Source organism: Pantoea ananatis PA13 (assembly GCF_000233595.1).
Classification (GTDB): Bacteria; Pseudomonadota; Gammaproteobacteria; order Enterobacterales; family Enterobacteriaceae; genus Pantoea; species Pantoea ananatis.
Genome location: NC_017554.1, coordinates 1,944,650 through 1,964,955 on the forward strand (window position 1 = coordinate 1,944,650; position 20,306 = coordinate 1,964,955).

The 20,306-nt window shown below is 54.4% G+C and carries 14 protein-coding genes and 1 pseudogene; 10 read left to right on the forward strand and 5 right to left on the reverse strand.

Going from position 1 to position 20,306, the window contains the following annotated elements:
- Window positions 1-24: 24 nt before the first annotated feature.
- The 4 genes from tcyJ to PAGR_RS09115 all read left to right on the forward strand — a co-directional run bounded on the left by tcyJ (window position 25) and on the right by PAGR_RS09115 (window position 3,564).
- Window positions 25-825, forward strand: coding sequence for a cystine ABC transporter substrate-binding protein (gene tcyJ / locus PAGR_RS09100; protein WP_014605583.1), 801 nt, complete (start codon window positions 25-27; stop codon window positions 823-825).
- Entirely contained in the window at window positions 825-1,493 is a 669-nt protein-coding gene (gene tcyL / locus PAGR_RS09105) for a cystine ABC transporter permease (protein WP_013026136.1), read from the forward strand. Before tcyJ ends, tcyL begins: the two co-directional genes overlap by 1 nt.
- A complete protein-coding gene (gene tcyN / locus PAGR_RS09110) occupies window positions 1,490-2,242 on the forward strand; it encodes an L-cystine ABC transporter ATP-binding protein TcyN (RefSeq protein ID WP_014593924.1) in 753 nt (250 codons plus the stop codon). Before tcyL ends, tcyN begins: the two co-directional genes overlap by 4 nt.
- Before the next feature lie 236 nt (window positions 2,243-2,478).
- Window positions 2,479-3,564 (forward strand): acyltransferase family protein, encoded by a 1,086-nt coding sequence (locus tag PAGR_RS09115; RefSeq protein WP_014605584.1) that lies wholly within the window; start codon window positions 2,479-2,481, stop codon window positions 3,562-3,564.
- Window positions 3,565-3,742: 178 nt separating this feature from the next.
- Here PAGR_RS09115 and PAGR_RS09120 read toward each other — a convergent pair whose 3' ends face one another.
- Window positions 3,743-4,351: an NUDIX domain-containing protein gene (locus PAGR_RS09120; protein ID WP_014605585.1), complete on the reverse strand. Its 609-nt coding sequence runs from the start codon at window positions 4,349-4,351 to the stop codon at window positions 3,743-3,745.
- 929 nt (window positions 4,352-5,280) lie between these two features.
- Here PAGR_RS09120 and PAGR_RS09125 point away from each other — a divergent pair.
- A complete protein-coding gene (locus PAGR_RS09125; protein ID WP_014605586.1) occupies window positions 5,281-6,360 on the forward strand; it encodes an acyltransferase family protein in 1,080 nt (359 codons plus the stop codon).
- A gap of 97 nt (window positions 6,361-6,457) precedes the next feature.
- Here PAGR_RS09125 and narI read toward each other — a convergent pair.
- Window positions 6,458-6,691 (reverse strand): annotated as a pseudogene (gene narI, locus PAGR_RS09130) (respiratory nitrate reductase subunit gamma); the annotation flags it as partial.
- Between the two features lie 74 nt (window positions 6,692-6,765).
- Window positions 6,766-10,710: a trifunctional transcriptional regulator/proline dehydrogenase/L-glutamate gamma-semialdehyde dehydrogenase gene (gene putA / locus PAGR_RS09135; RefSeq protein ID WP_014605587.1), complete on the reverse strand. Its 3,945-nt coding sequence runs from the start codon at window positions 10,708-10,710 to the stop codon at window positions 6,766-6,768.
- A 443-nt stretch (window positions 10,711-11,153) separates the two neighbouring features.
- Between putA and putP the strand changes: the two genes are divergently transcribed.
- From putP to phoH, 5 genes are all read left to right on the forward strand, one after another.
- Window positions 11,154-12,638, forward strand: a complete 1,485-nt coding sequence (putP, locus tag PAGR_RS09140) for a sodium/proline symporter PutP (protein WP_014593920.1) — start codon at window positions 11,154-11,156, stop codon at window positions 12,636-12,638.
- Window positions 12,639-12,828: 190 nt separating this feature from the next.
- Window positions 12,829-13,656, forward strand: a complete 828-nt coding sequence (efeU, locus tag PAGR_RS09145; RefSeq protein ID WP_013026128.1) for an iron uptake transporter permease EfeU — start codon at window positions 12,829-12,831, stop codon at window positions 13,654-13,656.
- 49 nt (window positions 13,657-13,705) lie between these two features.
- Entirely contained in the window at window positions 13,706-14,827 is a 1,122-nt protein-coding gene (efeO, locus tag PAGR_RS09150; protein WP_014605588.1) for an iron uptake system protein EfeO, read from the forward strand.
- Window positions 14,827-16,116, forward strand: coding sequence for an iron uptake transporter deferrochelatase/peroxidase subunit (gene efeB / locus PAGR_RS09155; RefSeq protein WP_014605589.1), 1,290 nt, complete (start codon window positions 14,827-14,829; stop codon window positions 16,114-16,116). The genes efeO and efeB overlap by 1 nt, the downstream gene beginning before the upstream one ends.
- A gap of 577 nt (window positions 16,117-16,693) precedes the next feature.
- The gene (gene phoH, locus PAGR_RS09160) at window positions 16,694-17,482 is read left to right on the forward strand and encodes a phosphate starvation-inducible protein PhoH (protein WP_013026125.1); all 789 of its coding nucleotides are present in this window, start codon (window positions 16,694-16,696) and stop codon (window positions 17,480-17,482) included.
- A 68-nt stretch (window positions 17,483-17,550) separates the two neighbouring features.
- Here the strand turns inward: phoH and PAGR_RS09165 are convergent, their stop codons facing one another.
- Together PAGR_RS09165 and PAGR_RS09170 are read right to left on the reverse strand one after the other, a co-directional pair.
- The gene (locus PAGR_RS09165) at window positions 17,551-18,753 is read right to left on the reverse strand and encodes an acyl-CoA dehydrogenase family protein (RefSeq protein WP_014605590.1); all 1,203 of its coding nucleotides are present in this window, start codon (window positions 18,751-18,753) and stop codon (window positions 17,551-17,553) included.
- Window positions 18,746-20,206, reverse strand: coding sequence for an MFS transporter (locus tag PAGR_RS09170; RefSeq protein ID WP_014593915.1), 1,461 nt, complete (start codon window positions 20,204-20,206; stop codon window positions 18,746-18,748). The genes PAGR_RS09165 and PAGR_RS09170 overlap by 8 nt, the downstream gene beginning before the upstream one ends.
- Between the last annotated feature and the right edge of the window lie 100 nt (window positions 20,207-20,306).

Sequence of the window (20,306 nt, forward strand, 5' to 3'; positions counted from 1 at the left end):
TTACAAATAATAAACGGGGTAAACATGGCTTTCTCACAGATTCGTCGCCAGGTGGTGACGGGAATGATGGCGGTCGCGCTGGTGGCAGGCTTCAGCGTTAAAACGTTTGCGGCAGACGATTTACTGGCGCAGGTTAAAAGCAAAGGCGAGCTGCGCGTCGGTCTGGAAGGCACCTATCCTCCTTTCAGTTTTCAGGATGAAAAGGGCAAGCTGACGGGCTTTGAAGTGGAGTTTGCTCAGGATCTGGCCAAACACATGGGGGTTAAAGCCGTCCTGAAGCCGACCAAGTGGGATGGCATGTTAGCGGCGCTGGATTCGAAACGCATCGATGTGGTCATCAATCAGGTGACGATCTCCGATGAGCGTAAAAAGAAATATGATTTCTCTACGCCGTATACGATTTCTGGCGTGCAGGCGCTGACGCTGAAGAAAAACGCGGGCAGCATCACTAAGCCAGAAGACCTCGCTGGGAAGAAAGTCGGTGTGGGCCTGGGGACCAACTACGAGCAGTGGCTGCGCGCGAACGTAAAAGGTGTGGATATCCGCACTTATGATGATGACCCAACCAAATATCAGGATCTGCGTTCTGGTCGCGTTGACGCGATTCTGGTGGATCGCCTGGCTGCTCTGGATCTGGTGAAGAAAACAGGCGATACCATGGCGGTAGCCGGTCCGGCATTCTCGCGTCTGGAAGCGGGCGTTGCGCTGCGTAAGGGCAACGAAGATTTACTGAAGGCGATCGATCAGGCCATTGCGGAAATGCAGAAAGACGGCACCCTTAAAAAGCTGTCAGAAAAATGGTTTGGCGCGGACGTTACTAAATAATGCAGGAAAGTTTACAACTGGTGCTGGACTCAGCACCCTTTCTTCTTAAGGGCGCGCTGTTCACGCTGCAGCTCAGTATTGGCGGTATGTTTTTCGGGCTGATACTGGGCTTTTTGCTGGCGCTGATGCGCCTGTCCCGCTTCTGGCCCGTGAACTGGCTGGCGCGTATCTACGTGTCCATCTTTCGTGGCACGCCGCTTATCGCCCAGCTGTTTATGATCTACTACGGTCTGCCGCAGTTTGGCATTGAGCTGGATCCCATTCCCTCGGCGATGATTGGGCTGTCGCTTAACATGGCGGCCTATGCCTCAGAATCGCTGCGCGGCGCGATTGCGGCCATCGAGCGCGGCCAGTGGGAAGCGGCGGCCAGTATCGGCATGACGCCGTGGCAAACGCTGCGTCGGGTTGTTTTACCGCAGGCCGCCCGTACCGCACTCCCGCCTTTGGGTAACAGCTTTATCAGTCTGGTAAAAGATACTTCGCTGGCTGCCACGATCCAGGTTCCGGAACTGTTTCGTCAGGCGCAGCTGATTACCTCACGCACGTTGGAGGTGTTCACCATGTATCTGGCGGCTTCGCTGATCTATTGGGTGATGGCAACCGTATTGTCAGCATTGCAGAACCGACTGGAAGCGCACGTTAACCGTCAGGATCAGGAGGCGAAATGAGTGCTATTGAAGTTCGCCAGTTGGTGAAAAAGTTTAACGGACAAACGGTACTGCACGGCATCGATCTCGATGTCGCCCCGGGCGAAATCGTCGCGATAATCGGCCCCAGTGGCTCAGGTAAAACCACGCTGTTGCGCAGCATCAACCTCCTTGAGGTCCCGGATGCTGGCCGCATTAAAGTGGGTGATATCACCATTGACGCCAGCCTGGGCATGAACAGACAGAAAGAGCGGGTGCGGATGTTGCGTCAGCAGGTGGGTTTTGTCTTTCAAAACTTCAATTTATTTCCGCATCGTTCAGTGCTGGAAAATATTATTGAAGGTCCGGTGATTGTGAAGCGGGAAGCGAAAGCGGACGCGGTTGCCCGCGCGCGCAGCCTGCTTGAAAAAGTTGGACTCAACGGCAAGGAAGACAGCTACCCACGGCGCCTGTCCGGTGGTCAGCAGCAGCGTGTCGCCATTGCCCGTGCGTTGGCGATGCAGCCAGAAGTCATTTTGTTTGATGAACCGACCTCTGCGCTGGATCCGGAACTGGTGGGTGAAGTACTGAACACCATTCGCGGACTGGCTCAGGAAAAACGCACCATGGTTATCGTGACGCACGAGATGAGCTTTGCCCGCGACGTCGCCGACCGCGCCATTTTTATGGATCAGGGCCGTGTTGTTGAACAGGGCCCTGCTAAGGCACTCTTCAGCGATCCTCAGGAGCCGCGTACCCGGCAGTTTCTGAATAAATTTCTTAATCAATAAACCCGGTGCCGCCAGAAGTTGGCGGCGCTTATTGCGCTGTCTCCCACCTTTATTCTTCTCAGTTTCTTCCGAAAATTTACATTTTGCATAGGTTTAATTAACTGATTTTAAAGGTTATTTGCCATCACCTCGCGTCCTGAGGTAACAGATTGTAACTTTTAAGAGCCGCCTGATTGAGACTTCCCGCTAAATATTAATAATTCTTCACAAATTCATTGCACGATCGGGAAGACATAATGAACCAACCCAGGAAGGAAATCCTCTGGATCAATACCCTAAAAGGGGGATGCATTTTACTTGTGGTACTGCATCACTCCATCATTACAACGTTCGCGCCAGCGCTTCATCATTTGACAGCCGGTATCGTACCGGCTCATGCGTGGGTGGCGTTTAATACCTGGCTTTCCCCCTTACGGATGCCGGCATTTTTCTTTGTATCCGGCCTGCTGGCCAGTAACTCGGTGATCAATAAACGCTGGAAAGCGGTCTTCACTAAAAAGTTCAGCAACATCGTTTACCTGTATCTGCTGTGGGGCGTAATCCAGTGGCTGAGTATCCACTACATTTCAACCCACCTGGGCGAGCGGCTGTCCAGCAGCAAAAACGCCGCCTATGCGGATTCGCCAATGGAGTTTATTAAACTGCTGATGCTGTCGATGACCAGCCTGTGGTACCTGTATGCTCTGGCGGGGTTTTTTCTGGTCACTAAACTTTTCCATCGGCAGAAGATGCTGCTGGTGGCTGCGGCAATAGCGGCAAACTACGCCGCGCAGTTTAGCCTGATCCCCGGATGGGGCCCGGCCAGCGTGGCACAGAACTATCTCTATTTCTTACTGGGCGTGTTTTTTAGCGCAACGTTAATCGAACTGAGCGGTTTAAAAGGTCGTCACTGGCTCTGGCTGGGCGCAATCGCCGCGATCGGCATTGCCCATCATCTGGGCGGGATATATAAAAACCCGTTCTACAGCCTGCTGACCATCGTCTTTGGTATTGTGCTGTGCCGTTTTCTTAATGCGCATTTCAATATGGCGTGGCTGAACTATATAGGGCGTAACACGCTGCAGATTTATGTTTTGCACCGTATCTTTATCGAACTGGTGGGGCTGAGCGCCATCTCACTGGCGCTGCACTACGGCTGGTTTGGCAACGCGGGTTTTAGCTGGGCATGGGCATTGCTGATGCCGTTAACCGGCGTGGCGGTCTGCACGCTCCTGTCTTTGATGGTCTGGTCGCTGCTGAACCGGGGGCCGGGACGGATGCTGTTTATTCATCCACGTTTAATCAGTAAACGGCAGCCAGAAACTCAAGCCTCATCATCCTGACGTACCGGGCCAGCATGCTGGCCCGTTTCGTATCCTTTCTCTGGCGGGCACCGCAGGGAGTGAGCATTTCTCCCCGGTTAGCCTGTTCCTGTCGCGTCAGCTGACAGGGCGAGAAGCCTCAGTCGCCTCTGGTCGGGGAAGGGACACTTCATGTTGAGGCTGCTCTTTGCGTGCCGTGTTATGCCGGGAGACAAATGCCTTTGATGACCAGGTGCTGAATCAGAATAATGGTTTTCGCGTCAATGATGATGCCGGCATCAATCATCGCAAGCGCCTCTTGAATCGGCACCTCAATGACTTTGATATCTTCACCTTCAGCAGCAAGGCCTCCGCCCTCGTTAATCCGCATTTCGCGGGTAAAAGGGGCGATGAAAAAGTGCAGACGCTCAGTGACGGAACCCGGGCTCATGAATATCTCGCCAATCTTAGTGACCTCATTCAGCTTATATCCGGTCTCTTCTTCGGCTTCACTTCTTATTGCCTGAATCGGGTCCCGCTCATCAAGCAAACCGGCGCAGGCTTTAATCAGTTCGTAGTGATGACCGATCAAAAACGCAGGCAGGCGGAACTGGCTGGTAAGGATGACCGTTCTGTCATCGCGGTTGTAGAGCAGAATAGTCGCACCGTGGCCGCGATCGTAAGCTTCACGCGTGAAACGCTGTTCTGTGCCATCGGAACGGACATAGGTCATATCGTATTTGGTCAGGGTGCCCCAGTCGTTTGCCAGTATCTGCTGGTTGTTAACGGTCGCGGTGGTGGAAACGGGCGTATAATGCGCATGCTTCATATTGAGATTCCATTGGTAAGTAAGTCTGGAAGAGCCATTCAGACACAGCGTGCCGAGTGGACATTGAAAAAATCACCCCTAAACCTAAACCTAAACCTAAACCTAAAAATGCACTTTTCACCTGTTAGCGATATTTCCGAAAGGAACACCTAAGCGAATAACGTTTAGCGGTGTTTTATCCACGCCCTGTCTTTTTTAAGGTGATATTCGAACCTGAAATAAAGATACAGGCAATAATGCAGGAAAAAATTAGCCGAAAAGGGCATGAACGAACGATTTTACCTGGCTGAATAAGTCACTCGCGCTAATCAAACACGCCCAGTAACGTTACCTGTACTTAAGATGAGTCACCTGACCTGACATAAAGCCAGAAATAAGGTTAAGCAAGCGTTGAGTGTGAAAATTCGCCGGGACGTCATCGTGCGGTGTGGCATCGCGCGATGAAACGTTTATCTGTTGCCGCAACGATAAAGTCATGGCACTGTTGGGGCAGTATACGCGGGGCCTTGGGGCCTTTGCGGCAGGATGCCTGCATAGCGCCGCACGGCTTTTGCAGCGCGCGTTCACGCAACAGCGTAGGGCCATGGGATAAAATACCTCGCCTGTCCTGCGCGACCCAGGCCAACTGATTTAATAAGTGACCTGATGCTTAACGGGCAGCAACACCTGGACATTTCTTATTTATTCAGATAAGAACACCTTATTTATTCCGTCGTCTGACAACAATTCCCTGCGTTGAAATTAAATCCGGGATAAATGTCAGAAAACATCCTGTATTGTAAAGTACGGTTTTAAACCCTTCCGGGAGGGGGACTTTAAGACTTTCGCTACATTCAGGAGTGCGAGCATAGGGAATACTTTTCGTATAACGATAACGTCGGCAGTTCGAATAACTTGTTTGTACATGACACAGCGACGGAAAAAGCCTGATGACGAAAAGTGAAAAAAAAGATATTGCATGGATTAATACCCTAAAGGGAATCTGTATCCTGCTGGTCGTCCTGTATCACACGGTGTTACCCGGTTTTGAAAGCCGGGTGAAAGATCTGGCCGCAGGTGAATGGGTGGCAGAGATGTGGGTGCAGTTTAATACGTTATTATCGCCGCTGCGCATGCCCGCGTTTTTCTTTGTGTCGGGTTTACTGGCCAGAAATGCCATCATTGACCGCCCCTGGAAACGTATCGCGACCAGCCGGATGACAAATCTGTTTTATCTCTATCTGCTGTGGGGAGCCATTCAGTGGGGGGCCATCACGGGCATTTCAACGGAAATTACCGGGCAGCGTATTTCACAAAATATCAATGCGGCCTATGCGGGAACCTTTTCTGAGTTCCTGACGCTGACGTTTCTGGCGATGAGTACCTCATGGTATTTATATGCCCTGGGGATCTACTTTCTCCTTGCCAAACTTTTTCAACGTTACAACCTGCCTTTGTTGCTTATGGCCGCAGTGCTTAATTATCTGGCGGTTGAAAAAATCATTCCCTACTGGGGCCCGCAGAGTCTGGCGCAGTATTTTGTTTTCTTCATGCTCGGCACGTTCTGGTGTTCGCAGATACTGCGTTTAAGCGAGTGGCGAAGGCAAAACGGACTGCCGTGGTTGTTACTGCTGCTGCTGGCGGGCCTGCCCGCTCTGTTCGATTTCGACAGAAGCCTCTTCTTATCTGTTCTTGCCATCCTCATCAGTGTGGCGGCCTGTCGCGGGTTAAATCAGGTCAGTAGCATGGCGTGGCTCAACTGGATTGGCCGTCACACCTTGCCTATTTACGTCCTGCATCGCATCTTTATTGAGTATTTCGGCATGACGGCCATTTTGTTTGCGCAGCGCCACCAGCTCTTTGCGCTGGCATGGTTTTCGTGGCTGTGGGCCTGCCTCTATCCGCTGGTCATTGTCGCCCTCTGCTCACTGGCGTCCGTTGCCGTCTGGTCGCTGACAAATCATGGCGTCGGGCGCGCGTTGTTTCGCTTCCCGACGCTGATAAAACGGCCTGTGTACCCGGCGGCGTAACCGGGGCAGGTGGCGCAGGATGCGGGAACAGAAAAAGGCGTGGTGTAAAAAGCGCAATGAAGCCGGCCGCTGATAGCGGGCCGGATTGCGGTCAGGCTTAGTTACGCGCGCGCATCACCTGATAGCGGCGCGTGAAATACTCGACCGGCGCGCTCCAGATGTGCACAAGGCGGGTAAACGGAAACACCAGAAAAATCGTCACTCCCAAAATCAGGTGAATACGATCAATCCCTTCCACCCCGTCAAGCCCGCGTGAGGCGTTGCCCCGCAACATGATCACCACCTGTGCCCAGCCGACCTGTTTCATCATGCCAGGGCCGTCCATATATCGCCCAATGCTCAGCGCAAAAAAAAGGTTCATGCCCGGGCATGAACCTTTAACGTAAGCGATCGGCCTGAAGGACGTTACCCGATTGTCATCAGGCTGGCATTGCCGCCCGCGGCTGCGGTGTTAACGCTGAGCGAACGTTCAATCAGCAGACGTTCCAGCAGCAGATTAGTTTCGCCGCGCGCAAAACCCTGCACCGAAACGATGGCACCTTCGCGCGCCGCAACCTGTTCGCACAGGTTGCGGAGCTGGTCGGCATCACCGTGATAGATAACGGCGTCAAAATGCGCAGACAGGGGATCGTTGGAGAGCGTAATGCGGTTTTTCACCGCCGCCGGTAAGGTGCCCAGCAGTGCGCGGTGCAGCTCATCGTCCTGCCACAGTGCCTGGCTGCCTACGCTGGTGACCGCCGCCAGTTGAATCAGAGCATCCTGCTCGTTATCCGCCAGACAGAGTACCTGCTCACGCGGCAGCAACAGGAAGGTATTGCGTTCGCCTGTTGGACCGGGCAGCAGGCGTACCGTGCCTGCCTGAGCCAGCTCGGCATAATGCTGGCACAGTGAAGACAGCTGAGGCTTATCTTTTGCCCACTCGCTCAATGCCTGATGCGCTGCCAGCAGCAGCTGACGCTGGGCATGGTCGGCCGGGCGCTCAGCATCCTGACGGGCGAGGGTGGTGCTGAGTGCGTTGTCCGGGCGATTCGCCAGCAGGCGATACAGATAAAGCGGGCCACCCGCTTTCGGACCGGTACCGGATAACCCCTCGCCGCCGAATGGTTGCACGCCCACCACCGCGCCAACCATGTTGCGGTTAACGTACAGATTGCCCACTTTGGCCGCTGCGGTGACCTGCATGATGGTTTCGTCAATGCGGGTATGGACGCCTAACGTCAGCCCATAGCCCGAGGCGTTAATCTGTTCGATCAACTGCGGCAGGCCACTGCGGGTGAAGCGTACAACGTGCAACACCGGACCAAATACCTCTTGCGTCAGATCGCTGACCTTATCCAGTTCAATCAGCGTCGGTTTCACAAAGGTTCCGGTTGCCCACTCTTTGCTGTCCTGTGGATGATCCTGCGCCGTTTGAAACACCTTAAAGCCTTTATTGCGCATGGCCTGAATATGGCGCTCAATGTTGGCTTTGGCCTCTTTATCGATCACCGGGCCGATATCGGTGGACAGGCGCTCCGGATTGCCCATACGGCACTCCGCCATCGCGCCACGCAGCATTTTCAACGTATGTTCCGCGACGTCCTCCTGAACGCACAGCAGACGCAGCGCAGAGCAGCGTTGACCCGCGCTGTCAAAGGCCGAGGCGACGATATCTATCACCACCTGTTCTGTCAGGGCGGATGAATCGACAATCATGGCATTCATGCCGCCGGTTTCAGCAATCAGCGGAGTGGGGCGGCCTTGGGGATCCAGCCGACCTGCCAGATTACGTTGCAACAGGGTGGCGACCGCCGTGGAGCCGGTGAACATCACGCCACGAATGCGTTCGTCTCCGGTGAGCTGTGCGCCCACGGTTTCACCGAGGCCCGGCAGCAGTTGCACGACGCCAGCCGGGACACCGGCACTCAGTAAGATCTCAACGGCCTGCGCGGCAATCAGCGGCGTCTGCTCGGCAGGCTTCGCCAGCACGCTGTTTCCGGCCGCCAGCGCGGCTGCGACCTGACCGGTAAAAATGGCCAGCGGAAAGTTCCACGGGCTGATACAGACCACAGGTCCCAGTGGGCGGTGCGTTTCGTTGTCAAAATCAAGGCGGACGATGCCAGCATAGTAATAGAGGAAGTCCACGGCCTCACGCACTTCGGCAATGGCGTTGCTGTAGGTTTTACCGGCTTCGCGCACCAGAATGCCCAGCAACTGCTGTAGCTGACCTTCCATTAACTGGGCTGCACGCTCAAGGATGGCCGCGCGCTCCTGCGGCGGAGTGGCAAACCAGATAGGACCGGCATTGACCGCCGCCTCAATGGCCTGGGAAACCTCCTGTTCTGAGGCATGGCGAACGGTACCGACGACGTCCGACGGCGCGGCCGGATTCACCACATTCTGGCTTTCTCCGCTACCAGCAGGGCCGTCAATAAGCGGTTGTGCCAGATAAGGCTCACTCGCGCCGCTCAGCAGAGCACTGGACAGGGAAGCAAGGCGGTGCTCGTTAGCCATATCCAGACCCGCAGAGTTAACCCGGTCGCTGCCATATAAGTCTCGCGGCAGCGGGATCTTTGGATGTGGCAGGCCCAGGGTGCCTTCGCTGGCACCCAGTTTTTCAATTTCACTCACCGGATCGGCGACCAGCTCGTCTATCGGCATGGACGTGTCGGCAATACGGTTAACAAAGGAGGTATTCGCACCGTTTTCCAGTAGGCGACGCACCAGGTAAGCCAGCAGGGTTTCATGTGTACCTACGGGGGCATAGATACGGCAGGGACGATTGAGCTTGCCGTCTGCCACTTTGCCTACCACCTGATCGTAGAGCGGTTCACCCATGCCATGCAGGCACTGGAACTCATACTGTCCGGGATAATAGTTATTGCCCGCCAGTTGATAGATCGCGGCCAGCGTGTGCGCGTTATGTGTGGCAAACTGCGGATAGATCAGATTGGGCACTGCCAGCAGTTTACGGGCGCAGGCCAGATAAGAAATGTCGGTGTACACCTTACGGGTATAAACCGGATAGCCTTCCAGCCCTTCCACCTGGGCGCGTTTGATCTCGCTGTCCCAGTAAGCGCCTTTCACCAGGCGAATCATGAGACGACGACGGCTGCGTTGGGCCAGATCTGTCAGCTCATCAATCACAAACGGGCAACGCTTCATATAAGCCTGAATCACGAAACCTATGCCGTTCCAGCCTTCAAGCTCGGGTTCAAAACACAACCGCTCCAGCATATCGAGAGACAGCTCTAAACGATCGGCCTCTTCCGCATCAATGTTAATGCCGATGTCGTAAGAGCGGGCCAACAGGGTCAGCGACTTCAGAATCGGATACAGTTCATCCATCACCCGATCATACTGCGCGCGGCTGTAGCGCGGATGGAGTGCGGACAGCTTGATAGAAATGCCCGGGCCTTCATAGATGCCCCGACCGTTTGAGGCTTTACCAATGGCGTGAATCGCCTGCTGATAAGAAACCAGATAGGCTTTGGCATCGCTGGCCGTCAGGGCGGCTTCACCCAGCATATCGTAGGAGTAACGGAAGCCTTTTTCTTCAAGCTTGCGGGCGTTGGCCAGGGCTTCGGCGATGGTTTCACCGGTCACGAACTGTTCGCCCATCAGGCGCATCGCCATATCCACGCCTTTCCGGATGAGCGGCTCGCCGCTCTTGCCAATAATTCGGTTGAGCGAGCGCGACAGGTTGACTTCATTGTGCGTTGAGACCAGACGGCCCGTAAACAGTAATCCCCACGTCGCGGCGTTCACAAACAGTGACGGGCTGCGGCCAAGATGTGACTGCCAGTTACCGTTGCTGATCTTGTCGCGGATCAGCGCATCGCGGGTGGGCTTATCCGGGATACGCAACAAAGCCTCGGCCAGGCACATTAATGCCACACCTTCCTGAGAGGAGAGTGAAAACTCCTGCAGCAGGCTTTGCACCATGCCGGCACGGCCGGTCGCCCCTTTTTGGTGCCTCAGCTTGTCGGCCAGCTGGTGCGCCAGCTGCTGCGTTTTTTCTGCCAGGGCGGCGGGAAGGCGCGCTTGCTCAAGCAACATGGGAACAGCATCAGTTTCAGGACGGCGCCAGGCGGCTGTCACCGCAGAGCGGGCGACCGACTGCGGCAAAATGTTTTCGGCGAATTCAAGGAAGGGCTGAACCATATCTTCCGGGGCAAGCTCATCGGACGCTGAGTCGTTAAGCTGCAGGGGGATCTCATCCACCGTTTCACCCGCATCTAACTGGGTCAGATAATTAAAGATCGCCTGTTTGATCAGCCAGTGTGGCGTGCGATCGAGTTTCTGCGCCGCCAGTTTAATACGGTTGCGGGTGGCTTCATCCAGCTTCACCCCCATGGTTGTTGTTCCCATGATTTTCTCTTCCTTAAAACGGTTTTGACCAGAGCATGGGCTGCACTATTACCCATGTTGCAACTTTGTGCAACCAGGTTAAATGTGACCTCGGTTGCACACTTTGAAACCCCTTTTTTAATTAACATTTAAAAGCGGCACAAATCTTGCTGCAAAAAACTCGCCAAAGTTGCAACCTCATTCAATTTAAAGGGTGAAATCATTGCAAAGGTGCAACTTTATTGTGAGCGGGCGCAACCTGTGAGCATTAAAAAGGGATTGAGAGGTGAAACTGATGTGACGGATGTGTTAAATGCATTGTGTGCGCCGTGCCTTTACGGCAGGATACCGCGCCTTAAGGGAAATCGCTTTCTCTTGATGCGGTAACAGCCTGACGCCTTCACGTTCCGAGGGGGGCAGGAAAAAGATTTCTCTCAAGAGATCGGATAATAACGGAGAAACAAATGACAGTAAGTACGCCAATGTTGGTGACCTTTTTAATTTATATCCTTGGGATGGTGCTTATCGGTTTTATTGCCTGGCGCTCAACGAAAAACTTCGACGACTATATTCTGGGCGGACGCAGCCTGGGCAGTGTCGTGACTGCGCTGTCCGCTGGAGCCTCCGATATGAGTGGATGGTTGCTAATGGGATTGCCGGGTGCCATTTTTCTTTCCGGTATCTCTGAAAGCTGGATCGCCATTGGCCTGATTATTGGTGCATGGTTTAACTGGAAGATTGTCGCGGGGCGCTTACGGGTTCAGACGGAACATCATGATAATGCCTTGACGCTGCCTGACTTCTTTACCAGCCGCTTTGAAGATCGCAGCAAAATCTTGCGGGTCATTTCTGCCGTGGTGATTCTGGTGTTTTTCACTATCTACTGCGCATCAGGCGTGGTAGCGGGCGCGCGTCTGTTTGAAAGCACCTTTGGTATGGATTACTCCACCGCCCTCTGGGCCGGTGCCGCCGCCACCATTCTGTATACCCTGGTGGGCGGATTCCTGGCGGTGAGCTGGACGGATACCGTTCAGGCCAGCCTGATGATCTTCGCGCTGATCCTGACGCCAGTCATCGTGGTTATCGCCGTGGGTGGCTGGAGCGATTCGATGGCGGTGATTGAGGCCAAAAACGCTGAAAACGTCGATATGTTCAAAGGCCTGAATTTCGTGGCCGTGCTGTCACTGCTGGGCTGGGGACTGGGCTATTTCGGTCAGCCTCATATCCTGGCACGTTTTATGGCGGCGGATTCACATCGTTCCATTCGTACCGCGCGCCGTATCGGCATGGCGTGGATGATTCTCTGTCTGGCGGGCGCGGTGGCCGTGGGCTTCTTTGGGATCGCCTATTTCCACAATAATCCTTCTCTGGCTGCGGGCGTTTCACAGAATGGAGAGCGCGTCTTTATTGAGCTGGCACGTATTCTGTTTAATCCGTGGATTGCCGGTATTTTACTGTCTGCCATTCTGGCGGCGGTCATGTCCACGCTCAGCTGCCAGCTGCTGGTCTGCTCCAGTGCGCTGACGGAAGATTTGTACAAAGGCTTTTTACGCAAGAATGCCAGCCAGAAAGAACTGGTTTGGGTAGGGCGCCTCATGGTGCTGCTGGTAGCGTTAGTGGCCATCGCGCTGGCGTCGAATCCCGAAAATCGGGTGTTAGGCCTGGTCAGCTACGCATGGGCCGGTTTTGGCGCGGCATTTGGACCGGTAGTACTGTTTGGCGTGTGCTGGAAACGCATGAACCGCAACGGTGCGCTGGCGGGAATGATTGTCGGTGCGGTCACGGTACTGGTATGGAAACAGTATGGCTGGCTCGGCCTGTATGAAATCATTCCGGGCTTTATTTTTGCCAGTATCGCCATTGTGGTCTTCAGCCTGGCAGGCCGGGAACCTTCTGCAGCGGCCATTGAACGCTTCGATGCTGCCGAGGCAGAATTCCAGACTAAATAAGGCGTGAACGTGTTGAAAAGCCTGCCCTGTAAAGGGCGGGCTTTTTTTTGGCCTGCGTCTGGCACAGACAGTTACGAAATTATTTCACGGAGGAACTTGTTTTTTTCTGAGTGGTAATGATAATCGGTATCGTTCGTTTTTACGTAAATTTACGTCCCATTTACGCTGCTTAACATTTAAGAGGTCGGCGATGTTTGTTCCCTTTCTCATCATGCTGCGTGAAGGCCTGGAGGCAGCGCTCATCGTGAGCCTTATTGCCAGCTACCTGAAAAGGACGCAGCGCACACAATGGTTCCCTGCCATGTGGGCGGGCGTGTTTATTGCCGCTGCGCTTTGCCTTGCGCTGGGCATCGTCATTAACCAAACCACAGGGGAGTTTCCTCAGAAGCAGCAAGAGCTTTTTGAAGGCATTGTTGCGGTGGTCGCGGTCGTCATCCTGACCTCAATGGTGTTCTGGATGCGCCGGGTGGCGCGCAATATCAAGCTGGAACTTGAGCAGGCGGTCGATCAGGCTTTACAGAAATCAGCCGGGGGCGGCCTGGCCCTGGTCCTGATGGTGTTTCTTGCCGTCGCCCGGGAAGGGCTGGAGTCAGTGTTCTTTTTACTGGCCGCCTTCACTCAGGACGTCGGTTATGCGCCGCCGCTGGGGGCCGTGCTTGGCCTGGCGACGGCCGTTGTGCTGGGCATGTTGATCTACTGGGGCGGGGTTCGTCTGAATATGGCGCACTTTTTCCGCTGGACCAGCCTTTTTATTCTTCTGGTGGCCGCGGGGCTGGCAGCTGGCGCTATCCGTGCCTTTCATGAAGCCGGGCTGTGGAACCATTTTCAGCAGGTGGCCTTCGATATGAGTAACACCTTATCGACCCATTCACTGTTTGGCACGCTGCTTGAAGGCATTCTGGGTTATCAGGAAGCCCCCAGCGTAAGTGAAGTGGCCGTCTGGCTGCTTTATTTGATTCCGGCATTATTACTGTTTGTTATGCCTGCACGTGCTGGAACCTCAGCCGCTGCGCGCTAACGCGTTTACCAGGCGCGTCAGGCGCGCCTCTGACTGAATAGGGAAAAATATGAAGAAGCGTTTTCGTCGTCACGCGGTGCTGGCTTCGCTGCTGGCGGTTTCCGGCTCCACACTGGCTGCAGCCATTCCACAGGTTAGCGTGAGTGTCACGGACAAGCAGTGTGAACCGATGTCACTGACGGTTCAGGCGGGCAAGACTCAGTTTCTAATCAAAAACAACAGCCAAAAGGCGCTGGAATGGGAAATCCTTAAAGGGGTGATGGTGGTTGAGGAGCGCGAAAATATTGCGCCCGGCTTCAGTCAAAAACTGACCGCCAACCTTGAAGCGGGCGAATATGAAATGACCTGCGGCCTGCTGACGAACCCGAAAGGCAAGCTGATTGTCCAGGGCGGCGCGGGCAAAAACGTACAGAAAGGTAAAACAGAACTGATGCAGCTGGCGGGGCCAATCAACGCCTACAAAGCCTACGTGACGGACGAAGTCAACCAGCTGGTGGCGGGAACCCAGGCCTTTACGGATGCGGTGAAAGCCGGAGATATCGAAAAAGCCAAAGCGCTGTTTGCCCCCACGCGCCAGCATTACGAACGTATAGAGCCGATAGCTGAGCTGTTCTCCGATCTGGATGGTCGCATTGACGCCCGTGAAGATGATTATGAGAAAAAGGCTGAAGACCCGAAATTCACCGGTTTTCACCGGCTTGAGAAAGCGTTGTTTGCCGATAATAGCACCAAAGATATGGCGGGCTATGCCGAGCAGTTAAACAACGACGTGCGCGATTTGCAGAAACGCGTTAGCGAGCTGGCGTTCCCACCGGCCAAGGTCGTGGGCGGCGCCGCAGGGCTGATCGAAGAAGTGGCTTCCAGTAAAATCTCCGGCGAAGAAGATCGTTACAGCCGTACCGACCTGTGGGATTTCCGGGCGAACGTGGATGGCGCGCAAAAAATTGTCGAGCTGTTGCGCCCCATCCTGAAGCAGGCAAATCCAGCGCTTCTGGCAAAAGTGGATGCCAATTTCGCGAAAGTTGACGCGATTCTGGATAAATACCGCAGCGGTCAGGGTTATGAATCGTATGAAAAACTGACGCCAGCCGATCGAACCGCGCTGAAAGGGCCGATTACTGCCCTGGCGGAAGATCTTTCTCTGCTGCGTGGCACCTTAGGCCTGGATTGATGATGGATAAGGATAAGGCGTTAAGCCAGCCATCGCGCCGCCGTTTATTGAAAGGACTGGGGATGCTGGGCGGCGCGGCGGCCGTCAGCGGTGGGTGTCCGTTTCATGCCGCGGCCGCCGAAAACCCGGACAGCTTTTCGCCCGGCACGGTAACGCCGAACGCGCGTCAGCAAGTGCAGCCCTTTTATGGCGTGCATCAATCCGGCATTACGACGCCACAGCAGGCGTCAATGATGCTGGTCGCGTTCGATGTGCTGACCCGCGATAAGCAGGAACTGCAGCGTTTGTTCAAACTGCTTACGCAGCGCATCGCGTTTCTGACCCGGGGCGGGATGGCGCCCGCGGTGACCAACCCACAGCTGCCGCCGCTGGATTCAGGCATTCTGGGCGCCGAGATTGCCCCGGACAACCTGACGATGACGGTTTCCGTCGGTCATTCCCTGTTTGATTCGCGCTTTGGTCTGGCGGCGCTTAAGCCGGCCAAACTGCAGGCCATGAGCCGTTTCCCTAACGACTCTCTGGATGCAAATCAGTGCCACGGCGATCTGCTGTTGCAAATCTGTGCTAACACGCAGGACACGGTGATTCATGCACTCCGTGATGTGGTGAAACATACGCCCGATTTGCTCGGCATTCGCTGGCGACGGGAAGGTTTTATTTCCGATCATGCCGCGCGCAGCGCGGGAAAAGAAACGCCCATTAATCTGCTGGGTTTTAAAGACGGCACGGCCAATCCCGATACGCATAACATGGCGTTGATGGATAAGCTGCTGTGGGTAACGGAAGAGCAGGCGGAACCCGCGTGGGCCCGTCACGGCAGTTATCAGGCAGTAAGGTTGATCCGTTTTCATGTGGAAATGTGGGATCGCACGCCATTGGGTGAGCAACAAACGATCTTTGGTCGCGAGAAATTAAGCGGCGCACCACTGGGCATGAAAAACGAGCACGACGTGCCGGATTATCGCCAGGATCCTGATGGCGATGTCATTGCGTTGGATGCGCATATTCGGCTGGCGAACCCGCGCACGCCTGCGACCGAAAGCAGCCTGATGCTGCGCCGGGGCTACAGTTATTCGGCGGGTATTTCAGCGTCAGGCCAGATGGAAATGGGCTTGCTGTTTGTTTGTTATCAACATGATTTAGAATTGGGTTTTCTGACCGTACAAAACCGTCTGAATGGTGAAGCGCTGGAAGAGTATATACGTCCCTTTGGCGGCGGATACTTTTTTGTATTACCCGGCGTTATCAATGAAAATCATTATTTGGGCCAGTCCTTACTTGAAAGCTGATTAAATTTTAATCACGGCATTCTGTGCCTGACCGCCCAGTGTGCCGTATTTCTGTCTCAGGTTTTTTATCTCCCGCCAGTGTTTTCGCGCTCCGTTTTAAACCGTTGATGCCGCATTGAAAAATAAACTAACTCTCTGTAATACTTGCGTAATTTAATTTAAGTAAGGTTGGCGATAACGCACGGTTGAATATTTATTTTTCAAGAAAGTGAAAATACTGTTGCAAAATACCAATAAGATGGTTCACTTTACTATGAAAGCGTAATCGGGCGTGTTGATGTCTCACACTGGAGTTCGCGCATGGATAGATGTTTTTACAGCCGTTCAGCAGTAAAAAATATCGCATTTACCCGTGAGGAGATTTCTTCCTCAACCGCTTTTACACCGCAATGTGTTTTCTCTTTTCAACCTCACTCCTTTTTTACCGGTATACGGCCTGGCTGTTTTGCTGCCGGATATCAATCGTCATGGCCTGTCACGGCTCTAAAGGAAGCCAACTGAAACCTCTAAAGCGTTCACGTAATCGCATCGGGCTTGTTGCCTGAGCGGGAAATGAAACCAACTGTAAGGTGCCACTATGGGAAGACAGAAAGCAGTGATCAAAGCGCGTCGAGAAGCAAGACGAGTGCTTCGCAATGACTCCCGCAGTCATCGTCAGCGTGAAGAAGAATCGGTCACTTCGCTGGTGCAAATGGGTGGGCTGGACTCGATTGGCATGGCGCGCGATGTGCGCGATCGTGCTCCGATTGAAGCCCGCAATGAAGCTCAGGCGCACTATCTCAACGCCATAGAATCAAAACAGCTTATCTTCGCTACCGGCGAGGCAGGCTGCGGCAAAACCTGGATTAGTGCTGCGAAAGCGGCAGAGGCCCTGATTCATAAGGATATCGACAGGATTATCGTTACGCGCCCGGTGCTGCAGGCGGATGAAGATCTGGGATTCCTTCCCGGGGATATCTCAGAAAAATTCGCCCCGTATTTCCGCCCGGTTTACGACATTCTGGTTAAACGTCTTGGCGCATCCTTTATGCAATATTGTCTGCGTCCCGAAATTGGCAAAGTTGAAATCGCGCCCTTTGCTTATATGCGCGGTCGTACCTTTGAAAATGCAGTGGTGATTCTCGATGAAGCGCAGAACGTTACCGCTGCGCAAATGAAAATGTTTCTGACCCGCCTTGGCGAAAACGTCACGGTGATTGTTAACGGCGATATAACCCAGTGCGATTTGCCCGCTGGGGTGCCTTCTGGTCTCGCGGACGCGCTGGCGCGTTTTGAAGAGGACGAGATGGTGGGCATTGTCCGTTTTGGCAAAGAGGATTGCGTGCGTTCCGCGCTGTGTCAGCGCACTTTGCATGCTTACAGCTAGCGTTCGATTGAGTCATGTAGCGACCAAAACCCGGCTTCGGCCGGGTTTTTTATCTCCGTGATGGGGCGCTATTCGCCGCTGCCGATTTGCCAGATAAAGGTAGGATCGCGCCCGTTGACTTCCCAGTCGCCCACGTTACGGCTTTTATAGATCACCGGATTGTGCGAGCCAATCGTTCGGGCATTGCGCCAGTGACGGTCCAGCGCTTTACTCACTCGCGTATCTGACGCGCCAAGCGCGTTAAACAGCTCACTGGCCGCACGCGTCACCCAATCCACGGCCACGACCTGCGCCTTCGCAGCCTCCACTTCTGCCTGGACGTTGGCGGCATGAATCTGCGTTTCATCTTGTCCCTGAACGTGCGTATCAAAAGCCTGTTGCAGCGCGTGCGTGGCCCGCTGCACGGCGGCATCGGTTGCCCATATCCAACTGCTGATCTGTCCCACCACCTGCAAGACCTGCACGTCCTGGCTGACGTGACGGGCATTACCGTGGCTGTAGATTCGTTTTCGGTTTGCTACGCCCTGTGACACGTCCCGCACGATAGCCCGGCCGATCCCGGCCAGCGTCGCCAGTAAGACATGCTGATAGAAGGCGGTTTGATATCGGAAGCGCTCGCTGAAATCATAGACATGGGCAGGTTCCACAACGGCCTGATGAAAACGCGTGGTTCCGCTACCGGTAAGACGTTGACCAAATCCGTCCCAGTCATCCTCTCGCACTACCGCATCCTGATGTGTACTGACCACCGCAATGACATCGCGCTGGTTGTCCGTACGCTTAGCGTAAACATCAATCCAGTCGGCATACAGCGTGCCGGTGCTGTAAAATTTTTCGCCCTCAAGCCGCCAGCCGTTGGCGGCGGGCGACACCTGCGTATTCACGTCTCCTAATCGAACGCTGCCTGTTTCACTCCAGCCGCTCCCGACAATATCACCGTCGATAAACCGATTAAACCAGCGCTGGCGCGCCTCACTGTCGGGCTGGTTAAGACGATCCTCGACAAAGGCCATGTGCGCGCGCAGCGCCTGAGGCAGGTTAGAATCCGCTTCTGCCAGCTCGGTCAGTAAGCGGAACAGTTGTGGCAGCGAGGCACCCAATCCGCCGTTTGCTTGTGGAATACGCAGTGTGCCAAAACCCGCCGCCTTCAGCCAGCGAACCGGCTCGTGAAGCAGGGTACGATTCCGTTCGCGATCGGCAGCGCCTTCGGCGATGCGGGCAAAGATGGGGCGGAAACGCGCCGCCAGTGAGGTGTAATCGGGCTCAGACATGGTGTTCTCCGTGTGTTGACTGGTCATCGATATCGTGACGAGTGGGTTCAAACCGGACGACTAACAGGAAAATGATGGGAATGAGGGCGGCTAGTGACACGATCCAGAACATATTGGTGCCATAAGCCGCCTGCAATATGGGCAGAATGAACAGCGCCAGCGCGCTCCCGATGCCCGAGACGGAACGACTAAAACCGACGCCGGTGGCCCGAATGTGCGTGGGATAGGAGAGGGCGGGATAGATCATTAACTGCGCTCCTGGCCCAAAGCCCTCAGCAAACAACCATAGCCCCAGCAGTAAAATGGCAAATACGACGCCGTAGGTTGCAACAGGATGGCCAATCAGAGCCAGTGAGATCAGCGCAATAAACTGCAGGGCAAATCCGGCAATCGCAACATGGCGTGACGGAAATCGCCAGGCCAGACGCATGCCAAGCAGGCCGCCGGTAAAGGCGAACAGCGCGTTAAGTCCTAGCGAGGCGGAGATCGTTTCAAAGACGCCCGCCCCCAGAAACTGCGCCAGGATAGAGGGCAGGAAAAAGGCGATCGCCGTATATTCGAATGAAATACAGGCGTTCATCACCGCCGCCACAACGGTGCGCTCCCGGTAAGGTTTTTGAAACAAGACGCGAAAACTGACCGCCTGGGCGACGGGTTTGGCCGCCGGCTCAGCGCGCTTATCTTCGTGCGCGTGAATGCCGTACGAATCGCGCAGGATTCGCGCTGCGCCGCTTAAATCCCCCTGGTTTGCGGCCCACAGCGGAGACTCATTCATAAACCTGCTGCGCACAGCAATGATGAGCAGGGCAGGCACTGCGCCAAACAGCAATGAAGCGCGCCACAGCCAGTCGAGGTGCTCTGCAGGCAGCAGAAAGTAAAGGCCAAAAATAATCAGAAAGCACACCGAAGACGCGGCATACCACATGGGGCACCAGGCGGCGAGCCGCGACGCTTTATTCCCCTTTCCGGAGAATTTCGAAAATTCGGCCAGATAGGCCATCGCGACAGGCAAATCGATGCCCACACCAACGCCCATCAAAAAGCGCGCGCCAATCAGTACCCAGACGTTCGGCGCCAGGCCGGCCGCAATAGCGGACACCACAAAAAAAAGCATGTCCGCCATAAAGACGGAATAGCGGCCATATTTATCCGTCAGCCAGCCCCCGACCAGATTACCGACAATGGTGCCAATCATAATGGATGAGGTGACCAGTCCGGTTAATGTGGGCGTTAAGCTGAATGTTTTCACGACATCATCAATGCCGTAAGACAGGGTGGTCAGGTCGTAGGCATCCAGAAATACGCCGCCTAACGCCAGAAACACGATCCAGCGTGCGTAGCTGTTTTTCTCACTTTGCGTATTAATCAACTTTGCAACGTCGCTGACGGAGCGAATGGGCGTTGAGTGAGGTAAGGGGATCGCGGCATCGTCATCGATATTTAATGTGCTCATTTTATCCTCGTTATTGTCTGTACAGGTGACGCCTTTATATGCAGGAATCGCGATGTAAACAAACAACAAAAAGTGATAACTATTACTTTAATTTCAATAA